This is a genomic window from Denitratisoma sp., assembly GCA_032027165.1.
GTDB lineage: Bacteria > Pseudomonadota > Gammaproteobacteria > Burkholderiales > Rhodocyclaceae > Desulfobacillus.
On sequence record JAVSMO010000001.1, the window covers coordinates 371,445 to 395,827 of the forward strand.

The 24,383-nt window shown below is 67.3% G+C and carries 24 protein-coding genes and 1 tRNA gene; 11 read left to right on the top strand and 14 right to left on the bottom strand.

Going from position 1 to position 24,383, the window contains the following annotated elements; all coding sequences use genetic code 11:
* The 8 genes from ROZ00_01860 to ROZ00_01895 all read right to left on the bottom strand — a co-directional run bounded on the left by ROZ00_01860 (position 1) and on the right by ROZ00_01895 (position 5,477).
* Positions 1-687 (bottom strand): TonB family protein, encoded by a 687-nt coding sequence (locus ROZ00_01860; GenBank protein MDT3734957.1) that lies wholly within the window; start codon positions 685-687, stop codon positions 1-3.
* A gap of 112 nt (positions 688-799) precedes the next feature.
* Positions 800-1,276: a bacterioferritin gene (gene bfr, locus ROZ00_01865; GenBank protein ID MDT3734958.1), complete on the bottom strand. Its 477-nt coding sequence runs from the start codon at positions 1,274-1,276 to the stop codon at positions 800-802.
* Positions 1,273-1,500 carry a (2Fe-2S)-binding protein gene (locus tag ROZ00_01870; GenBank protein ID MDT3734959.1) on the bottom strand — a complete coding sequence of 76 codons (228 nt, stop codon included), beginning with the start codon at positions 1,498-1,500 and terminating at the stop codon, positions 1,273-1,275. Before ROZ00_01870 ends, bfr begins: the two co-directional genes overlap by 4 nt.
* Positions 1,501-1,517: 17 nt before the next feature.
* Entirely contained in the window at positions 1,518-1,694 is a 177-nt protein-coding gene (locus ROZ00_01875) for a hemin uptake protein HemP (protein ID MDT3734960.1), read from the bottom strand.
* A complete protein-coding gene (locus tag ROZ00_01880; GenBank protein ID MDT3734961.1) occupies positions 1,688-3,175 on the bottom strand; it encodes a 4Fe-4S binding protein in 1,488 nt (495 codons plus the stop codon). The genes ROZ00_01875 and ROZ00_01880 overlap by 7 nt, the downstream gene beginning before the upstream one ends.
* Complete coding sequence (locus ROZ00_01885) at positions 3,172-3,513, bottom strand: cupredoxin domain-containing protein (GenBank protein ID MDT3734962.1); 342 nt, start codon at positions 3,511-3,513, stop codon at positions 3,172-3,174. Before ROZ00_01885 ends, ROZ00_01880 begins: the two co-directional genes overlap by 4 nt.
* A gap of 2 nt (positions 3,514-3,515) precedes the next feature.
* On the bottom strand, positions 3,516-4,928 hold the full coding sequence (locus tag ROZ00_01890; GenBank protein ID MDT3734963.1) for a carbohydrate porin: 1,413 nt from the start codon (positions 4,926-4,928) through the stop codon (positions 3,516-3,518).
* A complete protein-coding gene (locus tag ROZ00_01895; GenBank protein ID MDT3734964.1) occupies positions 4,929-5,477 on the bottom strand; it encodes an iron transporter in 549 nt (182 codons plus the stop codon). It abuts the gene before it with no gap.
* 176 nt (positions 5,478-5,653) lie between these two features.
* On the opposite strand from ROZ00_01895, the gene ppa reads away from it, so the two are divergent.
* The 3 genes from ppa to ROZ00_01910 are packed head-to-tail and all read left to right on the top strand — an operon-like array spanning position 5,654 to position 8,222.
* Complete coding sequence (ppa, locus tag ROZ00_01900; protein MDT3734965.1) at positions 5,654-6,202, top strand: inorganic diphosphatase; 549 nt, start codon at positions 5,654-5,656, stop codon at positions 6,200-6,202.
* 55 nt (positions 6,203-6,257) lie between these two features.
* Positions 6,258-7,871: an NAD+ synthase gene (locus ROZ00_01905; protein MDT3734966.1), complete on the top strand. Its 1,614-nt coding sequence runs from the start codon at positions 6,258-6,260 to the stop codon at positions 7,869-7,871.
* Positions 7,872-7,883: 12 nt separating this feature from the next.
* Positions 7,884-8,222: a P-II family nitrogen regulator gene (locus ROZ00_01910; GenBank protein ID MDT3734967.1), complete on the top strand. Its 339-nt coding sequence runs from the start codon at positions 7,884-7,886 to the stop codon at positions 8,220-8,222.
* Here ROZ00_01910 and ROZ00_01915 read toward each other — a convergent pair.
* The 3 genes from ROZ00_01915 to trxB are packed head-to-tail and all read right to left on the bottom strand — an operon-like array spanning position 8,215 to position 11,343.
* Entirely contained in the window at positions 8,215-9,822 is a 1,608-nt protein-coding gene (locus ROZ00_01915) for a glycosyltransferase family 39 protein (protein ID MDT3734968.1), read from the bottom strand. The two genes, ROZ00_01910 and ROZ00_01915, sit on opposite strands and share 8 nt — an antisense overlap.
* A gap of 4 nt (positions 9,823-9,826) precedes the next feature.
* Positions 9,827-10,384: a Smr/MutS family protein gene (locus ROZ00_01920; protein ID MDT3734969.1), complete on the bottom strand. Its 558-nt coding sequence runs from the start codon at positions 10,382-10,384 to the stop codon at positions 9,827-9,829.
* Positions 10,381-11,343, bottom strand: coding sequence for a thioredoxin-disulfide reductase (trxB, locus tag ROZ00_01925; protein ID MDT3734970.1), 963 nt, complete (start codon positions 11,341-11,343; stop codon positions 10,381-10,383). The genes ROZ00_01920 and trxB overlap by 4 nt, the downstream gene beginning before the upstream one ends.
* 176 nt (positions 11,344-11,519) lie before the next feature.
* Here trxB and ROZ00_01930 point away from each other — a divergent pair, with 176 nt between their 5' ends.
* The 4 genes from ROZ00_01930 (at position 11,520) to ROZ00_01945 (ending at position 16,508) form a co-directional block, all read left to right on the top strand.
* Entirely contained in the window at positions 11,520-12,194 is a 675-nt protein-coding gene (locus tag ROZ00_01930; GenBank protein ID MDT3734971.1) for a cyclic nucleotide-binding domain-containing protein, read from the top strand.
* 66 nt (positions 12,195-12,260) lie between these two features.
* The gene (locus ROZ00_01935) at positions 12,261-14,543 is read left to right on the top strand and encodes a DNA translocase FtsK 4TM domain-containing protein (GenBank protein MDT3734972.1); all 2,283 of its coding nucleotides are present in this window, start codon (positions 12,261-12,263) and stop codon (positions 14,541-14,543) included.
* A gap of 41 nt (positions 14,544-14,584) precedes the next feature.
* Positions 14,585-15,208: an outer membrane lipoprotein chaperone LolA gene (gene lolA / locus ROZ00_01940; protein ID MDT3734973.1), complete on the top strand. Its 624-nt coding sequence runs from the start codon at positions 14,585-14,587 to the stop codon at positions 15,206-15,208.
* On the top strand, positions 15,201-16,508 hold the full coding sequence (locus tag ROZ00_01945; GenBank protein ID MDT3734974.1) for a replication-associated recombination protein A: 1,308 nt from the start codon (positions 15,201-15,203) through the stop codon (positions 16,506-16,508). The genes lolA and ROZ00_01945 overlap by 8 nt, the downstream gene beginning before the upstream one ends.
* Positions 16,509-16,531: 23 nt before the next feature.
* On the opposite strand, the gene ROZ00_01950 is transcribed toward ROZ00_01945, so the two are convergent.
* Positions 16,532-16,819, bottom strand: coding sequence for a hypothetical protein (locus ROZ00_01950; protein ID MDT3734975.1), 288 nt, complete (start codon positions 16,817-16,819; stop codon positions 16,532-16,534).
* Positions 16,820-16,984: 165 nt separating this feature from the next.
* On the opposite strand from ROZ00_01950, the gene serS reads away from it, so the two are divergent.
* Positions 16,985-18,271 carry a serine--tRNA ligase gene (gene serS, locus ROZ00_01955; protein MDT3734976.1) on the top strand — a complete coding sequence of 429 codons (1,287 nt, stop codon included), beginning with the start codon at positions 16,985-16,987 and terminating at the stop codon, positions 18,269-18,271.
* Here the strand turns inward: serS and mltF are convergent.
* A complete protein-coding gene (mltF, locus tag ROZ00_01960) occupies positions 18,235-19,605 on the bottom strand; it encodes a membrane-bound lytic murein transglycosylase MltF (protein MDT3734977.1) in 1,371 nt (456 codons plus the stop codon). The genes serS and mltF overlap by 37 nt on opposite strands.
* 81 nt (positions 19,606-19,686) lie before the next feature.
* Between mltF and ROZ00_01965 the strand changes: the two genes are divergently transcribed.
* Positions 19,687-19,776 (top strand) — tRNA-Ser (locus tag ROZ00_01965).
* A 56-nt stretch (positions 19,777-19,832) separates the two neighbouring features.
* Here the strand turns inward: ROZ00_01965 and ROZ00_01970 are convergent.
* Positions 19,833-21,650: a TolC family outer membrane protein gene (locus ROZ00_01970; protein ID MDT3734978.1), complete on the bottom strand. Its 1,818-nt coding sequence runs from the start codon at positions 21,648-21,650 to the stop codon at positions 19,833-19,835.
* Between the two features lie 42 nt (positions 21,651-21,692).
* On the opposite strand from ROZ00_01970, the gene ROZ00_01975 reads away from it, so the two are divergent.
* On the top strand, positions 21,693-22,391 hold the full coding sequence (locus ROZ00_01975) for a transglutaminase-like cysteine peptidase (GenBank protein ID MDT3734979.1): 699 nt from the start codon (positions 21,693-21,695) through the stop codon (positions 22,389-22,391).
* Between the two features lie 45 nt (positions 22,392-22,436).
* Positions 22,437-24,353, top strand: a complete 1,917-nt coding sequence (locus ROZ00_01980; GenBank protein ID MDT3734980.1) for an EAL domain-containing protein — start codon at positions 22,437-22,439, stop codon at positions 24,351-24,353.
* The last annotated feature ends 30 nt before the right edge of the window (positions 24,354-24,383 follow it).

Here is a 24,383-nt window from a genome sequence, read left to right on the forward strand (position 1 = left end):
TTACTCCTTGAGTTTGAATGCGATGGGGACGAGGACCCAGGCCGCTACCGGCTCGGCGCCGCGCCGGGCGGGCACGAACTTCCAGCGGCGCACGGTGGCGAGCGCAGACTCGTCGAGGCGCGGCGAGCCGCTCGAAGCGTGCAGCAGGACTTCTCCGGCGGCGCCGTCAGGCATGACGCGCACGCGCAGCACGACGCGGCCTTCCTCCCCTATGCGCCGGGAGAGCGACGGGTAGGGCGGTTTGGGGTTGTCGAGATAATCTGCGTCGAAGCGCGGCTGCGTCGCCTGCGCGGGCGCCGCCGGCACCACGACCGGCGGGGTCGGCGCCGGTGCCGCCGGCACGACGACCGGCGCCGGCGCCGGCGAGGCTTCCGGTGCGGCAAGTTGCACGGGCGGCTGCGGCGGCGCGGGCCGCGGCTTCACCGGCTGGGGCCGGGGCGGCACGACCTCGGGCCGGGGCTTGGATTCCTCGGCCGGCCTGACCAGGCTGACGGTGAGCACGGAGAGTTGCTCCGGCAGCGCGATTACGTTCGCCTGCAGCAGCAGCCAGAAGACGAGGGCGTGCAGGGCCAGCACGAAGGCCAGCCCGCTGCGGGAGAGGCGGGGTGTGCGCGAGGGCACGCCAATCCCGGCCGCCGGGAAAGTCAGTCCCGGCGGGACGGCGTGATCGAAGGTGTCCGTGGCCATGTCCGCATGCTCGTCGAGTCATCCATGTTCAAACTGGCTGGCTCGCCCGCGCGTGCGGACTGGCTGGCTGGGTGTTACGAAAAGCGCCGGCGCGGCCGGCGCGCTTACTGCGTTACGACAATTCCCCCATCTGCGACTGCAGGTAGTTCTGCAGGCCGACCTTGCCGACGAGGTCGATCTGCGTCTCGAGGAAATCGATGTGCTCCTCGGTGTCTTCGAGGATCTCCTCGAAGAGCTCGCGTGAGACGTAGTCGTTGCACGCCTCGCAGTGGGCGATGGCCTCGAGCAGGGTGGCGCGCGCGAGGTGTTCCAGCTTGAGGTCGCCGGCGAGGGTCTCCGGCACGCTCTCGCCGATCATCAGCTTGCCGAGCATCTGCATGTTGGGCAGCCCTTCGAGGAAGAGGATGCGCTCGATCAGCTTGTCGGCGTGGCGCATCTCCTCGATGGATTCCTCGTATTCCTTCTTGCCGAGCTTGTTGAGGCCCCAGTTCTTGTACATGCGCGCATGCAGGAAGTACTGGTTGACCGCGGTCAGCTCGTTGGTGAGGGCCTTGTTGAGGTGCTGCAGCGTCTTCTTGTCGCCTTTCATGATTTTTTCTCCTTTGCGTTGGGGCAGGCGCCGCAATTGCCGCTGCATTGCGGCTTGTTCGTCCGCGTCTTGCCCCTGAGCAGGCCATGGGCGTGGCCGGCGCAGCGGCCGCATTCGAGCGCGATGCCGAGGCGGGCCTGCAGGCCGCGCAGGTTGCGCACGCCTTCCTCGGCGGCGCGCAGGACCTGGGACTCGGTGACCGCATTGCAGACGCAGACATACATAGTTTAGCCCTCAAGAATCACTTGGTCAGGATCAATTTGCCGTTGCGGGTCTGCTGCAGCCGGTAGCGCTCGCCCTGGTGCTCGATGACGATTTCGCGCCGGCCCTGCATCAGCTCGGTGCTGGTGAGCGTCTGGCTCGGCGTGCCGTCCTGCCTGGCCGGCTGCGGCGGCGGATTGTTCGGTTGTTTCACCATACGAAGAACACGAGTATCCAGGCCGTGCCGACGGCGGCCAGCGGCAGGGCCAGGCCGGGCAGGGCCAGCATGGCGCGCTGCGGATTCGGCGCACGGTCGAAGAGCAGGCGCATGCCGAGCCAGCCCGACCAGGCGATGCCGGCGGCGAGCAGCGCCCCGCGCGCGGCGGGCAGCCAGCCGAGCGGCGCGCCTTCCGCGCGCAGGTGGGTGGCGGTCATCATCGACAGGCCGAGGAACAGGCCGATGCCGGCGAGCGGGATCAGCGAGAGGGCGATGGCGCGCCAGTCGATCTTCGTCATGCGCGCGGCAAAAGTCAGTCCCGCCAGCACGGCGCCGCCGAGGATGAGCGCCGCGCCGCCGACGTAGGCGAGGATCAGCGCGCCGTCGAGCCAGGTGAAGGCGTCGTTGGCCTCGGGGTAGTGGGTGAGCAACCACCAGGGCGCGTTGGTGTCGAGCGGCCAGAAGATCTCGCGCTCGACCAGCCATTCCGCCGCGCGCTGGCGCAGGGCGACGAACCACGGGCTGACGGTCCACTGGAAGGCGCCGATGGCGACGCCGAGCATGCCGAAGACGAGCAACAATGCCTCGCTGGTTCGTGGTGTGCGGGCTTCGAGGATTTCCGCATTGGGCGAGCGCGCGGACAACTCGACGGCGTCGCGGTGGCCGCTGCAGCGGCCGCAGGCATGGCACTGCGCGGCGCTGGTCATGTGCTTGACGTCGAGCAGCGGGGCGCAGTCGACGGCCGCCGTGCGTCCGGGCTGGCTATCCCAGGCGGCGCGGTCGATGCGGAAGTGCACCGGCGCGATGCGCGCGAGCAGGGCGAAGACGCCGGAGACCGGACAGAGGTAGCGGCACCAGACGCGCTTGCCGCGCCCGTACATCCAGCCGACGGCGACGGCGGCCACCGTCGAGCCGCCGAGGATGAGCAGCGCCGCCTGCGGATATTCGTACACGCTGACGAGTTGGCCGTAGAGCGTGGTCAGCACGAAGGCCGCGAAGGGCCAGCCGCCCCAGCGCAGCCACTTCGGGATCGCCTTGCCCCTGCCGTGGCGCGAGGCGAATTCGGCGAGCGCGCCTTCCGGGCAGAGCACGCCGCACCAGACGCGGCCCATGAACATGATGGAGAGGATGACGAAGGGCCACCAGACGCCCCAGAACAGGTACTGGGCGAGCAGCACCAGGCGCTCGTGCCACTGCGCCGCGTAGGGCGCCTTGTCCTGCGGCGGCAGCGGCGTGCCGTCGGGGGCGCAGATGTCGCCGTCGACGTAGGACGCGGCGCCGAAGTCGCCGGAGAACAGCCGCGCCTCGGGATGCGGGTGCGGCAGGAAGGCGGGCAGCACGACGAGGAAGGCGTAGAACAGCACGATGGCCCACTGCACGCCGAGGATGAGGCGGCGGTGCTCCGCCATCCAGTCGCCGAGGCGCGCCAGCCGCGGCTTGCGGCGCGGGTGGAAGACCATGGCGACGGCTTCGGCGCTCATTTGGCGATGACCTTCAGTTCGCCGGTGATGGGATTGAACTCGTCGACGAAGTCGTACTCGCCGGGCTTGAGCTTCGGCAGTACGACGAAGGAGCGGGCGCCGGCGGAGAGCACCTTCTCGATGCGCATCTCGTCGTTCTCGAACTCGAGCGGGCCGGGCCCTTTGTTGATGAGCACCAGCTTGACGCGGCGGCCGGCCGGCACCTCGATGCGCGCCGGTTTGAAGACGCCGTCGTCGACGACGACCTCGAAGGCGGGCAGCTCCCCGGCGGCGACTGCATTGCCGCCGGGGAGCGTTCCCGACCACGCGAGGACAAGGAGTGCGAGAAGGCGCCGCATGCTCAGAAGCCGAGCCTGGCGCGCAGGCCGACGACCTTGATCGTCGGCGCGCCGCCGTCGCCGCCCGGGCGCTGGATGAACTGGAAGTCCGGCGTCAGTTCGAGCAGGCTGTTCACGCGGAAGCGGTAGTAGATCTCGCCGATGCGTTCGGTGCCGGAGGCGCGCGGGTCGAGGACGCCGTCGCCGTCGAGGTCCAGCGCCACCGAATCCCGGCGATAGGCGGAACTGGTGCGCAGCAAGCCGAAAGCTGCGCCAAGCGAGTCGGCGCCGCGTCCCCAGGCGTTGCCGGCGATCTCGGCGCCGACGGTGAGCGCGCGGTCGAAGCGCACCTGGCCGGAACCCTGGTGGCCGTAGCGGCCGAACAGCGTGACGTTGTCCGTGACCTTCTGGTCGAGCGACATGCCGATGCCGGAATGGCGGCGCTCGATGCCGTCGTAGCCGAGGCCGCGGCCGTTGGTCCACAGGTAGGCGCGGTAGTTGCCCGGCAGGTGGTTGAAGCGCCAGGTGGTGTCGGCCTGGCCGATGATGTAGGGCTTGCCCAGCGAGCCGGAGAAGTTGGCGCCGGGGCCCGTGCCGAAGGCGCCGAGCGAGAGGCCCCAGGTGCGCGACTTGTCGTGCTCGTTCACATACTGCAGGATGGCGCCCGGCGCGAAGCCGTAGGCGTCGGCGCGGATGTCGCCGCCCGAATCCAGCAGCGGGTTGTGCACGAAGGCGTTGTTGAGGAACTTCGTCGACTCGTCGTCGGCCGCGGCGTTCTGGTCGAAGAAGACGAAGGAGTCGATCTTGCCGGCGGTGAGGTGGATGTGCTCGCGCGAATTGGCCTTGATGCCGTCGCGCGGCAGGGGCACCTTGAGCTGGTACCAGGCCTGGGCGAGGATGGCGAAGGAGTCGTCGGGACCGGCGTTGGTCTCGAAGGCGGTGGTGTTGGGCGTGCTGGTGTAGGTCGGGCGCAGCCCGACGCCGTTGCCCTGGCCGAAGCGGAAGTGGGTGAATATCTTGCCTTCGATGTCGCCCATCTCGCCGCCCGGCAGGGTGACGGAGACGTCGCCGCGGTAGTTGGCGCGCGACTGGCGCGAGGCGGCGCCGGCGACGCCGTCGCGGCTGGCGCGCTGGCCGACCGCGGTGAGGCTGGCGCCGACGCTGATGCCTTCCAGCGCCTCGATCTGGCGCGCCTGTTTCTGCATGGAGAGGGTCTGGAACTCGACGGCCTTCAGGCGCGTGGCGATTTCCGGTTCCTTCTCGCTGAGGCGGTCGCTGGCGAGCGACTGCTCCAGTTCCTTGTTCTGCTTTTCCAGCGCCTCGACGCGGTCGGCCAGGCGCTTCATTTCCGCCAGCACGGCCTTCATGTCGTCGTTGGCGCCGGCGGCCGGGCCGGCAATCAGTGCCGCGGCCAGGGCGATGGGAGTGAGCTTCATTTAGTAGCCGCCCTTCTTGCCGATGCCGGCGAAAGTGAATTCCCACTCCAGTTCGACCGGCTTGAACCAGGGACGCACGCCGGTGGCGCGGTCGGTGTGGCGGCCGAACATGTTGCCGGCGGGGTTTTCTTTCGCGTTGGGCGGGTAGACGATGAATTTCAGCTTGTACTTGCCCGGGCCCTTGAGCTTGACGTTGTCGCCGTAGTGCGGGCCGTCGGAGGCGACCATCGGCATCATGTCGCCCTTGATGACTTCGTTCGTGCCCTGCTTGACTAGTTCATACTTGACCAGCAGGTGCGGCATCCAGAAGCCCTCGGGGAAGCCGTTCGGATTGTTGGCGAGGGCGTGGATGTCGGCCTCGAGGTGGATGTCGGTCTCGGTGGCCTTGCGCATGTGGCCCTCCGGCTCCATGTCGATCGGCTGCAGGTAGACGGCGGCAATCTCCATGCCGGCGACGTTGTGCGGCGTGCCGATCGGGTATTCGAGGGCGTGGGCGGCGGCGGACAGCAGCAGTCCGGCGCCGAGGACGAGGCGTTGCAGACGGTTCATGGGGCTCCCCTTTAAAGAAAACGTAAATACGAACGATTCGCATTATGATTATAGGGGTTCGGACTGTCAAGCGGTTTGTAGGCGCCTGCTCACCCGGTGCATGTTGCGGCGCGCAATATCTGGCGAAGTGGGCTGTATAATCAGCGCTTTACGCCAGAGATCCGCAGGAGAAAAACATGAACCTCGATCGCGTGACCCCGGGGCGCGACATCCCCAACGACTTCAACGTCATCATCGAAATCCCGATGAATGCCGATCCGATCAAGTACGAGGTCGATAAGGCCACTGGCGCCATGTTCGTCGACCGCTTCATGTCGACGGCCATGCATTACCCCTGCAACTACGGCTACATCCCGCACACCATTTCCGACGACGGCGACCCGGTCGACGTGCTGGTGCTCTCGCCGGTGCCGCTGATCACCGGCGTGGTGGTGCGCTGCCGTCCCGTCGGCCTGCTGAAGATGGAGGACGAGGCCGGCGGCGACGCCAAGCTGCTGGCCGTGCCGGTGGACAAGCTGTGCAGCCTCTACCGGCACATCCAGTCGCCGCGCGACCTGCCGGAAATGGTGCTGGCGCAGCTCTCGCACTTCTTCGAGCACTACAAGGATCTCGAGGCCGGCAAGTGGGTCAAGGTGCAGGGCTGGGTCGGCGCCGAGGAGGCGAAGCAGGAAATCCTCGATGGCATCGCCCGCTACGAGGCGGCCGCCACCAAGCCGATGTTCTGAGCCTGTCACGAACCTGCGGCATCCCACAGGGATTTCCTTCGGTCATAATCCGGCAATGAGTTCCCTCCGCATCGCTCTCGCCCAGATCAACAGCACGGTCGGCGATCTGGCCGGCAACGCGCGCCGCATCGCCGAATTCGCCGATCGCGCGCGCGCCGCCGGCGCCCACCTGATGGTGACGCCGGAACTGGCGCTGTCGGGTTACCCGCCGGAGGACTTGCTGCTGCGGCCGGATTTCTACCGCGCCTGCGCCCGCACGCTGACCGAGCTGGCGGGCCGCATCGAAGGCATCGCCGTCGTCGTCGGCCATCCGGAAGAACGCGAAGGCAACTACTACAATGCCGCCTCCCTGCTGCGCGACGGCAAGGTCGCCGCCACCTATCGCAAGCACCGCCTGCCCAACTACGAGGTGTTCGACGAGCAACGCTATTTCGCCTCGGGCTACGAACCCTGCGTCATCGAAGCGAACGGCGTGCGCTGCGGCATCAACATCTGCGCCGACGTCTGGGAGCCGGGCGCGGCGGACGCCGCCCGCCAGGCCGGTGCCGAGCTGCTGCTGGCGCTGAATGCCTCGCCCTACCACATGAACAAGCAGGCGACGCGCTACGAGGTCCTGCGCAGCCGCACCGAGGCCACCGGCATGCCGGTGCTGTACGCGAACATGGTCGGCGGCCAGGACGAGCTGGTGTTCGACGGCGCCTCCTTCGCGCTGGACCGGCAGGGGCGGCTGACGCACCAGCTGCCGCAGTTCGTCGAGGCCCTGGAGGTCGCCGAATACGCTGGAGGGGACCTGCGCAGCGGCGTCATCGTGCCGTCGCGCCCGCTGGAGGCCGAGGTCTACGAGGCTCTGGTCCTCGGCGTGCGCGACTATCTCGGCAAGAACGGCTTTCCGGGCGCCATCATCGGCCTGTCGGGCGGCATCGATTCGGCGCTGACCCTGGCCATTGCCGTCGACGCGCTGGGCGCCGACCGCGTGCGCGCGGTGATGATGCCCTCGCCGTATACCGCGCAGATCAGCCTGGACGACGCCCGCGCCATGGCCGAGACCCTGGGCGTGCGCTACGACGAGTTTCCCATCGAACCGGCCATGCAGACCTTTGCCGCCATGCTGGAGCAGGAGTTCGCGGGAAAGCCCGCGGACACCACGGAAGAGAACCTGCAGGCGCGCATCCGCGGCATGATCCTGATGGCGCTGTCGAACAAGTACGGCGCGATCGTGCTGACGACCGGCAACAAGAGCGAGATGGCGGTGGGCTATGCCACGCTGTACGGCGACATGGCCGGCGGCTTCGCGGTGATCAAGGATCTGTACAAGACCCTGGTCTATCGCCTGTCGCGCTACCGCAACACCCTGGCGCCGGTGATCCCGGAGCGCATCATCACGCGGGCGCCGTCGGCCGAGCTGAAGCCGGGCCAGACCGACCAGGACACGCTGCCGCCCTATGAAGTGCTGGATGCCATCATCGAGGCCTACATGGAGCGCGACCTCTCGCCGCGCGAGATCGTCGCGCTGGGCTATGCCGAGAACGACGTGCGGCGCACTGTGGGCATGCTGAAGCGCAGCGAGTACAAGCGGCGCCAGGCGCCGGTCGGCATCCGCGTGACGAAACGCGGTTTTGGCAAGGACTGGCGTTATCCTATAACATCGAAATATGCCGACGAGTGGTAAGGAGCCACAGCAATGAAAAAGATCGAAGCCATCATCAAGCCATTCAAGCTGGACGAGGTGCGCGAGGCCCTCTCGGAAGTCGGCGTCACCGGCCTGACCGTGACGGAAGTGAAGGGCTTCGGCCGCCAGAAGGGCCACACCGAGCTCTACCGCGGCGCCGAGTACGTCGTGGACTTCCTGCCGAAGATCAAGATCGAGGTGGTGGTGGCCGACGGCACTGTCGAGCAGGCCATCGAGGCCATCATCAAGGCCGCCCGCACCGGCAAGATCGGCGACGGCAAGATCTTCGTCACGCCGGTCGAGCAGATCGTGCGCATCCGCACCGGCGAGACCAACGAATCGGCTATTTGAGCAGGCCTCTTGCGCGCAGCTGCCCGGCATCGAGCAGCTCGGCCGTCTCCCCGATGTAGGGCTGGCTGAACAGCGGCGCCGGCGCGCCGGCCCTCGGCGTCTCGTAGAGGATGAGCACGCCGTCGGGGTGTTTGTCGAACCAGGGCTGGATGTCGAAGGGCGTCGGCAATTCCGCGACGGGTTGCTGCAGCCGTCCGAAGAACTGGTACTGCGCGTGGTAGTCGCCATGGTTCGCCACGGCGACGCCGCGATCCTGCAGCTTCCTGATTTCCTGCGCCAGCGGCCGGATGTCGTAGCGGCGCCAGAGATTGTCCGCAACGTAGAACTGGATCAGGGCGAAGAGGGCGGCGCCGAGCGTCGCCAGCGATGCCATCCGCCATTCCGCCTTCCTGCCCAGCCAGGCGGCGGCCGCCGCAGCCAGCACCAGCAGCACGCCCGGCCAGCGCGGCAGGTTCTCCCACAGGTCCAGCTTGCCCGAGAGGCCGTCCGGTGCGAGATGAACCATCGCCGCACCGACGGCGGCGGCGAGCAGTGCCGGCAGCCAAGGACCACCCACCTTGCCGCCGCCCGGCGCGCGCGCCAGCAGGCGGCCGGCGAACAGGGCGAAGATGGGAAACAGCGGTACCAGGTAGTGGATCTGCTTGCCGCTGATCAGCGAGAAGAAGAAGAACACCGGCAGCAGCCACGCCAGGCAGAAGCGCAGGCCGGCGTCGAGGCCTTCGCGCCGCAGCGCCGCGAAGCGCCGCCACAGCCCCGGCCACAGCAGCCAGGGGAAAAACAGGACCGGCAGCAGCGGCAGGTACCACCAGAACGGCCGCTTGTGGGCGAAGGAGTCCGCCACGCGGCCGGCGGTCTGGCCCCAGAAGATCATGCGCCGGTATTCCTCGCCGCCGTGGATCGCCGCCGGGATGGCCCAGGCCAGCGCGATCGCCGCGCCGCCCAGCACCGCCAGCAGGACGCCGCCGGTCCAGCGCTTCCATGACAGTCCCGGCCGCCACCACGGCGCCAGCAGCGCCACCGGCAGCAGGTGCAGCAGGACCACCGGCCCCTTCGCCAGCACGCCGAAGCCGATGGCGAATGCCAGCCAGGCAAAACCCCGCTTGGGTGACCCGTCCGCCGCGATCAGCAGGCCGCGCATGCCGAGCAGGGCGAAGAAGGTCAGCATCACGTCGAACATCGCCGAGGTGGAGAACAGCATCCACAGCAGGCCGGACGCCAGGATCCAGGCCGCATTGCGCCCGGTGTCGCGGTCGCCGGGCCAGAGCCGCCGGCCGATTGAGAGAGTGAGCAGCAGGCTGCCGAACGAGAACAGCGGCGAGACCAGCCGCGGCCACCACTCGTTGACGCCGGTGACGGCCCAGCCGAGGTTGTAGAGCCAGAACAGCAGCGGCGGCTTGTGGCTGTAGGGCTCGCCGTTCTTGAACAGCACGAAATATTCGTTCTTCAGCCACATTTCCCACGCCACGCTGACGTAGCGGGTTTCGTCGATCGGCGTGAGCGGGCGGGTATGGAGGGCCACCAGGGTCAGCAGCCCGAGCAGCAGGACGGGACCGGCGGGAAAAGTCAGTCCCTGCGGTACGGCGCGGTTCGAATTCATCATCGTTTTATGTTCGACTACCCTTGAGAAGCACCACCAGCGCCCCGGCGCCGCCCTCGGCGGCCCTGGCCTGGCAGTAGGCGAGCACCTCGGCGCGCTGCATCAGCCAGTTCCTGACCAGTCCCTTCAGAACGGGTTCCCTGCCCGGCGAGCCGAGGCCCTTGCCATGCACGACGCGCACGCAGCGCAGGCCGCGCCGGAGCGAGGCGACGAGGAAATCCGCCAGCATCGACCGCGCCTCGTCGCGCGTGGCGCCGTGCAGGTCGAGCTGGTCCTGCACCACCCAGCGGCCGCGGCGCAGGTCGCGCAGCACCGTGCGCGCCAGTCCGGGGCGGAGGAAGGCCGGCTCGTCGCCGCCTTCGAGGCGCAGGTCGAGCGGGGCGGGGACGAGCGATTCGGCGAGCGCTTCGGCCTCGTCGCGCCAACGCTGCCGCGGCAGCGCCGGCGGGGGCGGCGGTTCGTGATGGACCTTGTCGGGCCGGATCGGCTTTGCTCCCGAAACCGCCTCGCGGAACAATGCGCGCTCTTCTTCAGTGGGCGTGAGGGGCGCGCGCCGTCGCTTCATGCCAGCCCGAGGTTGTCCAGGTATTTCTCGGCGTCCAGCGCCGCCATGCAGCCGGTGCCGGCGCTGGTGACGGCCTGCTTGTAGATCTGGTCCTGCACGTCGCCGGCAGCGAACACGCCCGGGATGCTGGTCTGCGTGGCGTTGCCGGCGCGGCCGCACTGGGTGACGAGGTAGCCGTTGTCCATTTCCAGCTGGCCGGCGAAGAGCTCGGTGTTCGGCTTGTGGCCGATGGCGATGAAGACGCCCGAGAGGGCGATGTCCTTGGTGGCGCCGGTCTTGACGTTTTTCACGCGCATGCCGGTGACGCCGCTCTGGTCGCCCAGCACCTCGTCGAGGGTGCTGTCGGTCTCGAGGACGATACTGCCGGCCTTCACCTTCTCCATCAGCTTGTCGATCATGATCTTCTCGGCGCGGAACTTGTCGCGGCGATGCACCAGGGTGACCTTTTTCGCGATGTTGGCGAGGTAGAGCGCCTCCTCGACGGCGGTGTTGCCGCCGCCGATGACGGCGACGTCCTGGCCCTTGTAGAAGAAGCCGTCGCAGGTGGCGCAGGCGGAGACGCCGCGGCCGGAGAAGGCCTCCTCGGAGGGCAGGCCGAGGTACTTGGCGGTGGCGCCGGTGGCGATGATCAGCGCGTCGCAGGTGTAGGTGCCGCTGTCGCCGACCAGGGTGTACGGCTTCTGCGTCAGGGTCGCCGTGTGGATGTGGTCGAAGACGATTTCGGTGTTGAAGCGCTCGGCGTGCTTCTGGAAGCGTGCCATCAGGTCGGGGCCCTGCACGCCGTCGGCGTCGGCGGGCCAGTTGTCGACGTCGGTGGTGGTCATCAGCTGGCCGCCCTGGGCGAGGCCGGTGATGAGCAGGGGCTTCAGGTTGGCGCGGGCGGCGTAGACGGCGGCGGTGTAGCCGGCCGGGCCGGAGCCGAGGATGATGAGGCGGGAATGGCGGGTGGCGCTGGTCATGGCGGTATCGCTCGGAAAAGTGGGATAAATGGCCTGAGCGGAGAATTATACTGGAGGCGCCATCGGCTACTAAGCGGGCGCTTCAGGAGGCATCCTGAATGGCCGTATAATCATCCCCGGACTCAACAAGAATAAAATTGCCGCGGCGGGTTGTGCCCGTCGTTGGAGGACACAGCATGTCGCAAGCAAGCAGCGTTACCGTCGATGCCCTGCGCTCGATGCCGATCTTCGAATCGCTGTCCGTCGAGCGCCTGGTGCCGATCGCCCGCGTCGCCGTGTTCCGCAAGGTGCCGCGCGGCTCCACCATCCTGCGGGCGGGCGACCGCACCGATTTCGTGTATTTCATCCTGTCCGGCGCCCTGAAGGTGCTGGTCTCGGACGAGGAGGGGCGAGAGGTCATCCTGTCCAATCTCGGCCCGGGCGAGTTCTTCGGCGAGATGGGCGTGCTCGACGACAACCCGCGCTCGGCCACGGTGGCGGCGACCACGCCCTGCGAGCTGGTGGTGATCTCCAAGGCGGATTTCAAGCGCTGCCTGGCCGAGAATTTCGACGTCTCCCTCTACATCATGCGCAGCCTGGTCAAGCGCCTGCGCACCGCCGACCGCAAGATCGAAAGCCTGGCGCTGATGGACGTCTATGGCCGGGTGGCCCGCCTGCTGCTGGAGATGGCGGAAGAGGATGCCGACGGCCAGCAGGTGGTCATGCGCAAGATCTCCAAGCAGGACATCGCCAAGATGATCGGCGCCTCGCGCGAAATGGTCAGCCGCGTCATGAAGGACCTGAGCCTGCAGGGCCTGATCGAGGAGGGCGGCGGGCGCATCCTGCTGCGCGAGAAGCTGCACTTGGTCTGAGCTGAGCCGCAGATCTGAGGCGTATAATTCCGGCTTCGCCCGGCTCGCGCCCGTTACCGACCAAGCGTGCAAGAAAAAACCGCTTCCCAACCCCTGCCGGAAAAAATCGTTGCGCTCCTGCAGGAGGCGCGCTGGCTGGTGCTCGGGGTCGTCGCCCTCTATATCGGACTGGTCCTCTTCGGCTACAGCAAGGCCGACCCCGGCTGGTCGCATGCCGCGCAGGTCGAGCGCATCGCCAACCCCGGCGGGCGCGTCGGCGCCTGGGTGGCCGATCTCCTGCTCTACCTGTTCGGCCTCTCGGCCTGGTGGTGGGTGATCTTCCTGCTGTTCCTGGTGGCCTGGGGCTATCGCCGCCTGGAGGGGATTTTCCATGCCGACCGGCGGCCGTTCTTCATCGCCCTGACCGGCTTCGTCGTCCTGCTGGCGGCCTCCAGCGGCATCGAGGCGCTGCGCTTCCACAGCATGACAAAGCCGCTGCCGCTCGAGCCGGGCGGCATGCTCGGCGTCGAAGTCGGCCTCCTGTTTTCCCAGTTCTTCGGCTACACCGGCGGCACGCTGCTGCTGATCGCGCTGTTCGCGGCGGGGCTGTCCATTTTCACGGGCCTGTCCTGGCTCAAGTTCATCGAGCGCTTCGGCGCCCTGCTCGAGGGCATCTGGTTCGGCAGCATCCACCTCTACCAGCGCTGGCAGGACCGCCGCATCGGCCGCGAGGTGGCGCAGCAACGCGAGGCGGTGGTGGAGGTCGAACGCAGGCGCATCGAGGAATTCCATGCCGAGCCGATCCGCATCGAGCCGGCGGAAGTGGTGATTCCCAAATCGCCGCGGCGCGAGAAGGAGCGCCAGGCGCCGCTGTTCCACGACATGCCGGGCGGCGCGCTGCCGCCGCTGCATCTGCTCGAGGAGCCCTCGCACGACGTCGAGCCGCCCTCGGCCGAGACGCTGGAATTCACCTCGCGGCTGATCGAACGGAAGCTCGCCGATTTCGGCGTCCAGGTGAAGGTGCTCGCCGCCTATCCCGGCCCGGTCATCACCCGCTACGAGATCGAGCCGGCCGTCGGCGTGAAGGGCGCGCAGATCGTGAACCTGGTCAAGGACATCGCGCGCGCCCTGTCCGTGGTGAGCGTGCGCGTCGTCGAGACCATTCCGGGCAAGTCCTGCATGGGCCTGGAACTGCCGAATCCGAAGCGGCAGACGGTGCGTCTGTCCGAGATCCTCGGTTCGAAGGCCTATCACGACATGCACTCGCCGCTGACGCTGACGCTGGGCAAGGACATCGGCGGACTGCCGGTGGTCGTCGATCTCGCCAGGATGCCGCACCTGCTGGTGGCCGGCACGACGGGGTCGGGCAAGTCGGTCGGCATCAATGCCATGATCCTGTCGCTGGTCTACAAGTCGGAGCCGTCCGACGTGCGCCTGATCCTGGTCGATCCGAAGATGCTGGAACTGTCGATCTACGAGGGCATCCCGCACCTGCTGGCGCCGGTGGTGACCGACATGAAACAGGCCGCCAACGCGCTGCAGTGGTGCGTGGTCGAGATGGACCGCCGCTACCGGCTGATGTCGGCGCTCGGCGTGCGCAATCTGGCCGGCTTCAACACCAAGATCAAGGACGCCGCCAAGGCCGGCGCGCCGATCCCCAACCCGTTCTCGCTGACGCCGGAGAGCCCGGAACCGCTGGCGGCGCTGCCCTACGTGGTGGTGATCATCGACGAGCTGGCCGACCTGATGATGGTGGCCGGCAAGAAGGTCGAGGAGCTCATCGCCCGCCTGGCGCAGAAGGCGCGTGCCGCCGGCATCCACCTGATCCTGGCGACGCAGCGGCCGTCGGTGGACGTCATCACCGGCCTCATCAAGGCCAACATCCCGACGCGCATCTCCTTCCAGGTCTCCAGCAAGGTCGACTCGCGCACCATCCTCGACCAGATGGGCGCCGAGGCGCTGCTCGGCCAGGGTGACATGCTCTACCTCGCACCGGGCAGCGGCGTGCCGGTGCGGGTGCACGGCGCCTTCGTCGCCGACAGCGAGGTGCACGCCGTCGTCGACTACCTGAAGAAGACCGGGCAGCCGGAATACGTCGACGGCATCCTCGATGCGCCCGGCGGCGAGGAGGGGGAAGGCCTGGGCGGCGAGGGCGGCGGGCCGGACGGCGAGGCCGATCCGCTCTACGACCAGGCCGTCGAGGTGGTGCTGAAGACGCGCCGCCCCTCCATCTCGCTGGTGCAGCGCCACCTGCGCATCGGCTACAACCGCGCCGCGCGCCTCATCGAGCAGATGGAGCGTGCCGGGCTGGTGACGCCGATGGGCGCCAACGGCAACCGCGAGGTGATCGTGCCGGCGCGGCAGGAATGATGCCGCCCGGAACAAGTTTCTTTCCCGGATGTCTGACGTGCATGCCCGCATTGCTTAAAACCCTCCTGGTCGCTTACCTCCTGCCCTGCCTCGCACTGCCGGCTCACGCCGCCGCGCTCGACAAGCTGAAGGCCTTCGTCGAGGGCACGAAGAGCGGCCGCGCCGACTTCGTGCAGACGGTGGTGTCGAAGAGCGGGCGCAAGCCGCAGAACGCCGCCGGCAGCATGATGTTCTCCCGCCCCGGCAAGTTCCGCTGGACCTACGACAAGCCCTACTACCAGTTGATCGTCGGCGACGGCGAGCGGCTGTGGGTGTACGACCGCGACCTCAACCAGGTCAGCACCAAGAAGCTTGCCGCCGCGCTGGGCAGCAGCCCCGCCGCGCTGCTCGCCGGCGACAACGCCCTGGAGAAGAACTTCGACCTCAAGGAGGGCGGCACGGCCGACGGCATCGAGTGGGTCGACGCCCAGCCGAAGAGCCAGGATGCGGGCTTCCAGTTCCTGCGCATCGGCTTCGTCGGCGACGCGCTGCGGGCGATGGAGCTCACCGACAGCTTCGGCCAGGTGACGACCATCGCCTTCGAGAAGTTCGAGCGCAACCCCCAGCTCCCCGCCGGGCAGTTCCGCTTCACGCCGCCCAAGGGCGCCGACGTTCTCGGTGAGTGACCTGTTCGAGAAAAAGCCGCACGCGCCGCTCGCCGAGCTGATGCGGCCGCGCACGCTCGACGAGGTGGTCGGCCAGGCCGACCTCCTCGGGCCGGGCAAGCCGCTACGCCTGGCCTTCGAATCGAAGACGCCGCATTCCATGATCCTGTGGGGCCCGCCCGGCGTCGGCAAGACGACGCTGGCGCGGCTGATGGCGGAGGTCTTCGACGCCGAGTTCATCGCGCTCTCGGCGGTGTTCTCCGGCGTCAAGGACATCCGCGAGGCGGTCAGCCGCGCCGAGCTGACGCTGGCGAGCAGCGGCCGCCACACCATCCTCTTCGTCGACGAGGTGCACCGCTTCAACAAGGCGCAGCAGGACGCCTTCCTGCCCTACGTCGAGCAGGGCCTGATCACCTTCATCGGCGCCACCACCGAGAATCCGTCCTTCGAGGTGAACGGCGCGCTGCTGTCGCGCGCCGCGGTGTACGTGCTGAAGAGCCTCAGCGAGGCGGAGCTCGGCGAACTCTTCGAGCGCGCCCGCGCCAAGGCATTTCCTGACATGGAATTCGACGAGGGCGCGAAGAGCCGCCTGGTCGGCCTCGCCGACGGCGATGCGCGCCGCCTGCTCAATGCGCTGGAGATCGTGCATACCGCGGCGGCGACCTCGGAGCGCCGTGTCGTGGATGCCGACTTTCTGCAGGGCGCGCTGGCGAAGAACCTGCGCCGCTTCGACAAGGGCGGCGACGCCTTCTACGACCAGATCTCGGCCCTGCACAAGTCGGTGCGCGGCTCGAATCCCGACGCTTCGCTCTACTGGCTGGTGCGCATGCTCGACGGCGGCGCCGATCCGCTCTACCTCGGCCGCCGCATCGTGCGCATGGCGGTGGAGGACATCGGCCTGGCCGATCCGCGCGCGCTGCAGATCGCATTGAATGCCGTGGAAACCTACGAGCGGCTCGGCTCGCCGGAAGGCGAATTGGCGCTGGCCGAGGCGGTGATCTTCATGGCCTGCGCCGCCAAGTCGAACGCAGTGTACGTCGCGTATAATTCGGCGCGGAAATTCGTGGGCGAGGACGGCTCGCGCGAGGTGCCGGTGCACCTGCGCAACGCGCCGACGAAGCTGATGAAGGAACTGGGCTACGGCCGCGAATACCGCTATGCGCACGACGAACCGGAAGCCTACGCCGCGGGCGAAGACTACCTTCCCGAGGGCATGCCGAAGGTGAACTGGTACCGGCCGACGGCGCGCGGCCTCGAAGCGCAGATCGCCGAGAAGCTCGCCCACTTGCGTGAGCTGGATAGAAAAGCCGGGAAGAAGTAAAAGTCAGTCCCTGCGGAACGGCGTCAATGCAGCAGCTCGGTCTGCGCGGGATCGGCGCCGGGGTGGTCGCCGTTGAAACGGCGATAGAGCGCTTCGAGCCGGGCGGCCTTCTCGAAATGTCCGCGCGCGCGGGCGCGCTCGATGTTCTCCAGCAGGTAGAGCTTGATCAGGCAGACGCCGGAGGTGGTCTGCAGCAGGGTGGCGCCGATCTCGGCGGCAACGATTTCCGGCACGTGCTCGTGTTCGGCGATGGCTTCGATCTCGTCCTCGGACAGGTTGCTGAAGCCGATGCATTCCTGCAGTGACAGCATGGCGCCTCCGTCGGAAGGAATGTTTTTTTATAGACGCGGCGCGTGGATTTTCAAGAAGATTTTGCTTAACATCGGGAATCACCAGGCAATTCCGGAAGCTGCCGGCGAATGTGCAGGCGGGGTCGCAGGTACGGCGTCCAGCCAACTGAAACGGAAAGATTAATCATGCTCGACATACAACTTTTGCGCAGCCAGCCGGCCGAGGTGGCCGCCCGCCTCGCGAGCCGTGGCGCCGGCTTCGACGTGGCCGCCTTCCAGGCGCTGGAGGACGAGCGCAAGGGCCTGCAGGTGCGCACCCAGGAGTTGCAGGCGAAGCGCAACGCGCTGTCCAAGCAGATCGGCCAGCTCAAGGCCAAGGGCGAGGACACCGCGGCCGTGATGCAGGAAGTGGCCGGCCTCGGGGACGAGCTGAAGGAGAACGAGGACAAGCTCGCCGACCTGCTCAACCGCATCAACGCCTTCGTCTCGGTGATCCCCAACCTGCCGCACGAGAGCGTGCCTGTCGGCAAATCGGAGGCCGACAACGTGGAAGTCAGGTGCTGGGGTGCGCCGCGCAGCTTCGGTTTCGCCGTGAAGGACCACGTCGACCTGGGCGAGGCGCTGGGCGGCATCGACTTCGATGCCGCCACCAAGATCAGCGGCGCCCGCTTCTCGCTGATGAAGGGCGCCGTGGCGCGCCTGCACCGCGCACTCGCCCAGTTCATGCTGGACGTGCACACCGAGGAGCACGGCTACACCGAGGTGTATGCGCCGTACCTCGTCAACGGCAACAGCCTGTTCGGCACCGGCCAGCTGCCGAAATTCCACGAGGACCTCTTCCACGTCAGGGACGACGGCTACTTCCTCATCCCGACCGCGGAAGTGCCAGTGACCAACATCGTGCGCGACGCCATCGTCGACGCGGCGCAGATGCCGCTGAAGTTCGTTTGCCACACGCCCTGCTTCCGCCGCGAGGCCGGCTCCTACGGCAAGGACACGCGCGGCATGATCCGCCAGCACCAGTTCGACAAGGTCGAGCTGGTGCGCATCGAGCGGCCGGAGAACTCATGGGCGGCGCTGGAGGAACTGACGCGCCATGCCGAGGCGATCCTGGAGAAGCTGGAACTGCCCTATCGCCGCGTCGCACTGTGCACCGGCGACATGGGCTTCTCCGCGGCGAAGACCTACGACCTCGAGGTGTGGCTGCCCGGGCAGAACGCCTATCGCGAGATTTCCTCGTGCAGCAACTTCGAGGCCTTCCAGGCGCGGCGCATGCAGGCGCGCTTCCGCGGCGACCACGGCGGCAAACCCGGCAAGCCGGAACTGGTGCACACCCTGAACGGCTCCGGCCTTGCCGTCGGCCGCACGCTCGTCGCCGTATTGGAGAATTACCAGCGCGCCGACGGCAGCGTCGACGTGCCCGTCGCCCTGCGGCCCTACATGGGCGACATCGAGCTCATCGAGAAGGCCTGAGGGCTGACCGCAGCCTTCTCGTAGCGCCGCAGGATGTCGTAGTAGGTGCGGATGTTCTCCGTCATGATGACTGCTTCGCCGCCGCGCGCGGCGCCGCTCTTCAGGCGCGAATAGTATTCGGGCCGCGCCAGCAGCGGCAGCACCTGTTTCATCTCGTACCAGGAATTCGGGTCGCGCTTCACCAGCGTTGCGATGAAACGCGCGCCGTTCATGTGTCCCATCCCCAGGTTGTAGGCGGCCAGCGCCAGCCAGGTGCGGTCGGGTTCCGGCGCCTCCGGCGGAATCTGCTCGCGCAGCTCGACGAGATAGCGGGCGCCGGCGCGGATGCTCTGGCGGGCATCGAGCCGGTCCGTCACGCGCAGACGGTCGGCGGTGTCCTCGGTCAGCATCATCATGCCGCGCACGTTGGTCCAAGAGGTGGCCTGCGGATCCCAGTGCGACTCCTGGTAGGCGAGTGCGGCAAGCAGGCGCCAGTCGATGCCGTGCAGGACCTGCGCCTCGATGAAATCCCGCCGGTAGTGCGGCAGGACGGACTGCATTTTTTCCAGGAAGCGCGCGACATCGTTCTGGTTGAGGCGGCGCACGTGGCCGAAGTAGCGGTCGATGAGCCGATCCAGGGTGCCGTCCTGGCGGATGCGCTCGATGAAGGTTTCGGCGCGCCGGAACAGATCCTCTTCGCCGTCCTTCGGGAATGCCCAGACGAGCGGCCGGCTGCCGGGCAGTTCGAGCGCGGCGTGCAGGCCGGGAAAGAAATTCGCGCCGATGTCGAAATGTGCCGAATCGATGGCGGCCAGGGCCGCGGTGCGTGCGTTGACCCGCTCCAGCAATTCCATTTCGCCGACGCCTTCCAGCTCGACCATGCGCAGGCTTTCCGGCCTGGGCTGCAGCCTTGCGAGCGCCTCGACTTGCGGCGAGCCGGCCAGTACGGCGATGGTGCGGTCGGCCAGGTCGGCCGTCTCGGCGACCGGCAGGGCGTCCTCATGCTGGACCAGCAGCTGCTGCAATTCGCGTATCGGCCGGGAGAAGCGCAGCGTGTCGCTTGGCACCGGCGCCAATGCCGCAGCGGCCAGGTGGGCGCGTCCGCTGGACAGCGCAGCGGCGATTTCCGCAAAATCGGGCGCCACGACGAAACGGGCCTCGACGCCCAATTGCTGCGCAAAGAGCGTCACCAGGTCGTGTTCGAAGCCGGAAGCCTGGCCGTTTCCATCGACCTGGTAGGTGGCCGGGCCCTCGCGCGTGACGACGACCAGCTTGCCCAGTTCCGCATGCGGCGGCGGCGGGTCCCCGCAGGCGACGATCATCGGCAGCAGGATTGCGGCGAGCAACAAACGCATGCGGCCCCCAAGGCAGAGGAGGGGAAAACCGGTTCCCCTGCATCGCATCAGGCGGGGGATTGGTGTAGAATGCGCGCCTCCGGAGAGGTGGCAGAGTGGTCGATTGTACCTGACTCGAAATCAGGCGTAGGTGTAAGCCTACCGTGGGTTCGAATCCCACCCTCTCCGCCACACGCACTCGATAAAAAGCCGGCCATTCGGGCCGGCTTTTTGTTGCCCCGATTGCCTTATTTCACGGCTTCGGCGGTTTCCCGGACGATCAGCCAGCGTCCGTCGATCCGTTCCCACTCGAGGGTCTTCAGCACGACGTCCTTGAACTGCCCGGAGCGGTAAGCCTGCCTGAAGACGGTATTGGCGTGCCTGGCGTCCCGGACGACAAGCTTGATGTCGCGGATATCCAGCGAGATCTCCTTGGCGCGTTCCAGCGCCCGCTTGCGCTTGGCTGCCCACGCTTCGCGCGTGCTGCCGTCGGCGGGCGCGAAGGCCGGGGCGTAGGCGTCCAGGTAGGCCTGCGCGTTGCGGTCCGACCAGGCGGTCGTCCAGGCCTTGAGGGCTTCGGCGACGGCGCGCTCGGGCGTCGTTTCGGGCTGCGGAGATGCCGGTGCTTCGGTTGCGGCCGCAGCGGGCGCGAGCTCCTTGAGCAATTCCTGCGCACGGGCGTCCAGGGTTGCCTTGTCGGCGACATAGAGCTGCGGGTTGTCCGGCGGGCAATTCTCCGGCGCCTCTTCGCCGGCCGCCCACATTTCCGGCTCCGGCGGGGGCGGGTCGCCGGCCTTCGAGACGCCCAGCGTGGCGAGCAGCTTGCCGACGCCGGCGTGGGTGCGGAGGTAGGCGATGGCCAGGTCGTGCTCGGCATTGCTGTAGGAGCGGCGCGACTGGAAGAGTTCGTTCTCGCTGTCGAGCAGGTCGAGCAGGCTGCGCTGGCCGATGTCGAACTGCTTGCGGTAGGCGTCGCGCGCCTTCTCGATGGAGAGCTGGTGCTGGTCGAGGTAGACGAGCTGCTCGGTCAGCTTGCGCGTGTCGTTGAAGGCGATGGCGACGTTCTGCCGAACGTCGCGGCAGGTCTTGTCGCGCAGGTCCTTGGCGACGTTGTGCTGTTCGGCATATTGGCGGGAGCGGCCGATGTCGGAGAAACCGTTGAAGAGGTTCCAGCTCAGCACGACTTCTGCAGTGCTGGATTCATGCTGGCCGATATAGCCGTTGAGATTGTCTCCCCGGTCGCGCTTCAGCCGCAGGTCGAGGCGCGGCTGGTAGGCGGCGTCCCGCACCCGGGCGGCGGAATAGGCGGAGCGGACGTTCTCGATCGAGGCGAGCAGGGCGGGGCTGCCGCGCTGCGCGGCAGCCAGTGCCTCGGCCATGTCCTTCGGCATGCCCTTGGTCAGGTTGGCGAGGGAATCCATCTCCCTGGGAGGCTGCTCGCCCACCACGCGCATGTAGCGGGCGCTGACGTCGTGCAGGTTCGAGGTTTCGGTCAGGAGGTTGGCCTCGGCCAGGGCCAGCCGGCCGGCGGCCTGCTCGAGGTCGACGCGGCGCCCGACGCCGGCCTGCACCTTTTTCTGGATCTGCTCGAAGACCGAGCGGTGGCGGACATAGTTCTCCTCCGCCAATGCGACCAGCTTGCGGTAGCGCAGGACGTCGATGTAGGCACGCGCCGCCTCGAGCGCTGCATTCTCGGAAGCGTCCTGCAGTTCGAAAAGGCGGACGGCGAGGGCGTGGTCGAAGCGCTTCACTTCATTGCGCGTGGCGAACCCGTCGTATAGCATCTGCGTCAGGGTGAGCGTCGTCGAGTTGCGCGTATAGTCCTTCTTCAGGATCGGATCGTCGCGGTGGTCGCGCCCCTTGTTGGCGGAGAGGTCGAGGCGGGGCAGGTAGCCGCCGAAGGCGGCGTCGCGCTCCCCTTGGGCGGCCTTGTAGGCGTGCCAGCGCTGCAGGACTTCGGGATTGGAAAGGACGGCCTTCTGCGCCGCGCCTTGCAGTGTCAGGGTTTGTGCTTGTGCCAGCAGCGGGCTCAGGGCCAGGCACAGCATCAGGATGTTGCGTAGCATTTTTTGGCGCTTTTTACGATAAAAGCATTGCGGCAAGTGCGAATGATATCGCAGACAGGGGAGGACAGGCTATCGCGGCTGAGTGCGACGGTGCGCCGTTTCGGCGCATGGCTGGCCGTATTCCTCCTGTGCCAGGGCACGGTCGCCGATATCGAGAAGATGCAGTCGATGTTGCTGCGGTATGGCGGTGCGGCCGCGATGTTCCGCGACTGGCGGCAATTGATCGACGACAGCAGGGCGCTGGGGACGCGGGACAGGCTTAGGCGCATCAATGAGTTCTTCAATCGAAAAATCCAGTTTGTGGACGACAGCCAGGTCTGGGGACAGACGGACTACTGGGCAACACCCCTCGAGACCCTGGCCAAGGGCAAGGGCGACTGCGAGGATTTCACCATCGCCAAATATTTCACGCTCTTGGACGCCGGCATAGCGAACGAGCAGTTGCGCCTGATTTACGTCAAGGCCAGGATCGGCGGGTCGGCCAGCCAGGTGACCCAGGCACACATGGTGCTTGCCTTTTATCCCGAGCCCGACGCGGAACCGCTGATTCTCGACAACCTGATCACCGACATTCGTCCTGCGTCACGCCGCCCCGATCTGCAGCCGATGTTCAGCTTCAACAGCCAGGGCATTTGGGCAAATCCAAACGCAAGCGGCGTGCCAGCCGCATCCGGCCCCGGCCGTCTGACGCGCTGGCAGGATCTCCTCAGGCGGGCGAAGGCCGAGGGAATCGAATTTTGAGCAATATTTAACGAAGTTCTTGTCGAAGGAAGAACGGTTATGTCGATGTATCGTCAACTTTGGCTTGCAGTCATCGTCAGCATGCTGGTCGCGCTGGCCGGCAGCCTGCTCGCCTCTTCCCTGAGCGCGCGCAGCTACCTTGCCGAGCAGCTGTCGATGAAGAACACCGACAATGCGGCGACCTTGGCGCTTTCGCTCAGCCTGAAGTCGCCCGACCTGGTGGAAACCGAGCTTGCGGTTTCCGCCTTGTTCGACAGCGGACATTACGAGCTGATTCGCGTCGTCGATCCCCGCGGAAACGTTCTGGTCGAGCGGCGGATGGCGCCCGGGAGCTATGGCGCGCCGGCATGGTTCGTCCGTCTGCTGCCGATCGAAGCGCGGCCGGGCCAGGCGCAGATCAGCAGCGGCTGGAAGCAGGTCGGTACGGTGCACCTGGTGAGCAACAGCCGCTTCGCCTATGAATCCCTCTGGCAAAACGTCTGGGAACTGGCCGGTGCGCTTTTCCTGGCGACGCTGGTGGGCGGCTATCTCGGCACGCTGATTCTGCGCCGCCTGCGCGCACCCCTCCAGGCCGTCATTGGCCAGGCGCGGGCGATCACCGAGCGTCGCTTCGTCACCATCGAAGAGCCGGATGTGCCGGAGCTGAAACAGCTGGCTGCGGCGATGAATGCGACCGTGGGGCGCCTGCAGGGCATGTTCGAGGAAGAGGCCGCTCGCCTGGATGCGGTCCGGCGCGAGGCGAACTGCGATTCGCTGACCGGGCTGGCCAACCGCAGCCATTTCCTGGCGCGTCTGCATCAGGCGCTGGAGGCCGAGGATTCGCGCGGCATCGGGCTGATCCTGGTGCGGGTGGCGGATCTGGCCGGCGTCAACCGGCGGCTGGGTCGCGATGCGACCGACGAGCTGTTGCGCCGTTTTGCGGCCGTCCTGCAGGCGGAGGCGGCGCAGCAGGCCGACAGTCTGGTGGCGCGCCTGAACGGCGCCGATTTTGCGTTGCTCGTGATGGGACAGTCGGGCGCCGGGCCGCTGGCCGGGCGCCTGCTGCCGCGTCTGGTCCAGGAGGCCGCGCCCTTCGTCGGAGAGGGCCCGGTCGCCCATGTCGGATTGGGTGCTTTCCCCCGCGGCGCGGAGATGAGCGCCGTGCTGTCCCAGGCGGATGCGGCGCTGGCGGCGGCGGAAGCCGATGGCGGCAACGTCATCCGGGAAGCCGGCCACGCAGCCGGGGAGGATGCGCCGAAGAGCGCCGAGGAGTGGTCGCGGTTGATTCGCCATGCGCTCGACCAGCACTGGGTCCGGCTGATTTCGTTCCCCGTCGTCGATTTCAGCCAGCGCCTGATCCATCGCGAGTGCCCTTTGCGCCTGATGCTGGACGAACAGGGCGAGTGGCTGCCGGCCGGACGTTTCCTGCCGATCGCCGAGCGGCTGAAGCTGACTTCCAGGCTGGATCTGTCGGCGATTGCGCTGGGTCTGGCCGACCTGGCGGCGAATCCGGCCGTGACGGGGCTGGCGGTCAATCTCTCCGCCAGTTCTCTGCAGGACCGGGCCTTCCGCGGGGAGTTAAGCGGTTTGCTGCGCCAGAATGCCCAGGCTGCCAGGCGGCTGTGGCTGGAGGTGGCGGAGAGCGGCGCACTCAAGCATTTCGATGCATTCCGCGATCTGTGCAGTGAATTGAAACGCTCGGGCTGCAGGGTCGGCATCGAGCATTTCGGGCGCCAGTTCAGCCAGGTCGGCCAGCTGCATGGCCTCGGCATCGATTACATCAAGGTCGACGCCAGTTTTGTACGCGAACTCGACAAGAATCCCGGCAACCAGGCTTTCCTCAAGGGCTTGTGCGCGATCGTGCACGGCATCGGCATCCAGGTGATTGCCGAGGGCGTGGTGAGCGACGCGGAAATGCAGGCACTGGCCGGCGTGGGATTCGATGGCGCCACCGGCCCGGCGGTCCGGGAGCCGGCCGCCTGAGGTTGTTCCCGGTCGAGCCGGGCCGCGTGG

Bases quoted from the DNA above. Each gene is read 5' to 3' on its own strand.
- ROZ00_01860 (MDT3734957.1), bottom strand. From the start codon at position 687: ATGGCCACGGACACCTTCGATCACGCCGTCCCGCCGGGACTGACTTTC.
- bfr (MDT3734958.1), bottom strand. From the start codon at position 1,276: ATGAAAGGCGACAAGAAGACGCTGCAGCACCTCAACAAGGCCCTCACC.
- ROZ00_01870 (MDT3734959.1), bottom strand. From the start codon at position 1,500: ATGTATGTCTGCGTCTGCAATGCGGTCACCGAGTCCCAGGTCCTGCGC.
- ROZ00_01875 (MDT3734960.1), bottom strand. From the start codon at position 1,694: ATGGTGAAACAACCGAACAATCCGCCGCCGCAGCCGGCCAGGCAGGAC.
- ROZ00_01880 (MDT3734961.1), bottom strand. From the start codon at position 3,175: ATGAGCGCCGAAGCCGTCGCCATGGTCTTCCACCCGCGCCGCAAGCCG.
- ROZ00_01885 (MDT3734962.1), bottom strand. From the start codon at position 3,513: ATGCGGCGCCTTCTCGCACTCCTTGTCCTCGCGTGGTCGGGAACGCTC.
- ROZ00_01890 (MDT3734963.1), bottom strand. From the start codon at position 4,928: ATGAAGCTCACTCCCATCGCCCTGGCCGCGGCACTGATTGCCGGCCCG.
- ROZ00_01895 (MDT3734964.1), bottom strand. From the start codon at position 5,477: ATGAACCGTCTGCAACGCCTCGTCCTCGGCGCCGGACTGCTGCTGTCC.
- ppa (MDT3734965.1), top strand. From the start codon at position 5,654: ATGAACCTCGATCGCGTGACCCCGGGGCGCGACATCCCCAACGACTTC.
- ROZ00_01905 (MDT3734966.1), top strand. From the start codon at position 6,258: ATGAGTTCCCTCCGCATCGCTCTCGCCCAGATCAACAGCACGGTCGGC.
- ROZ00_01910 (MDT3734967.1), top strand. From the start codon at position 7,884: ATGAAAAAGATCGAAGCCATCATCAAGCCATTCAAGCTGGACGAGGTG.
- ROZ00_01915 (MDT3734968.1), bottom strand. From the start codon at position 9,822: ATGATGAATTCGAACCGCGCCGTACCGCAGGGACTGACTTTTCCCGCC.
- ROZ00_01920 (MDT3734969.1), bottom strand. From the start codon at position 10,384: ATGAAGCGACGGCGCGCGCCCCTCACGCCCACTGAAGAAGAGCGCGCA.
- trxB (MDT3734970.1), bottom strand. From the start codon at position 11,343: ATGACCAGCGCCACCCGCCATTCCCGCCTCATCATCCTCGGCTCCGGC.
- ROZ00_01930 (MDT3734971.1), top strand. From the start codon at position 11,520: ATGTCGCAAGCAAGCAGCGTTACCGTCGATGCCCTGCGCTCGATGCCG.
- lolA (MDT3734973.1), top strand. From the start codon at position 14,585: ATGCCCGCATTGCTTAAAACCCTCCTGGTCGCTTACCTCCTGCCCTGC.
- ROZ00_01950 (MDT3734975.1), bottom strand. From the start codon at position 16,819: ATGCTGTCACTGCAGGAATGCATCGGCTTCAGCAACCTGTCCGAGGAC.
- serS (MDT3734976.1), top strand. From the start codon at position 16,985: ATGCTCGACATACAACTTTTGCGCAGCCAGCCGGCCGAGGTGGCCGCC.
- mltF (MDT3734977.1), bottom strand. From the start codon at position 19,605: ATGCGTTTGTTGCTCGCCGCAATCCTGCTGCCGATGATCGTCGCCTGC.
- ROZ00_01970 (MDT3734978.1), bottom strand. From the start codon at position 21,650: ATGCTACGCAACATCCTGATGCTGTGCCTGGCCCTGAGCCCGCTGCTG.
- ROZ00_01975 (MDT3734979.1), top strand. From the start codon at position 21,693: ATGATATCGCAGACAGGGGAGGACAGGCTATCGCGGCTGAGTGCGACG.
- ROZ00_01980 (MDT3734980.1), top strand. From the start codon at position 22,437: ATGTATCGTCAACTTTGGCTTGCAGTCATCGTCAGCATGCTGGTCGCG.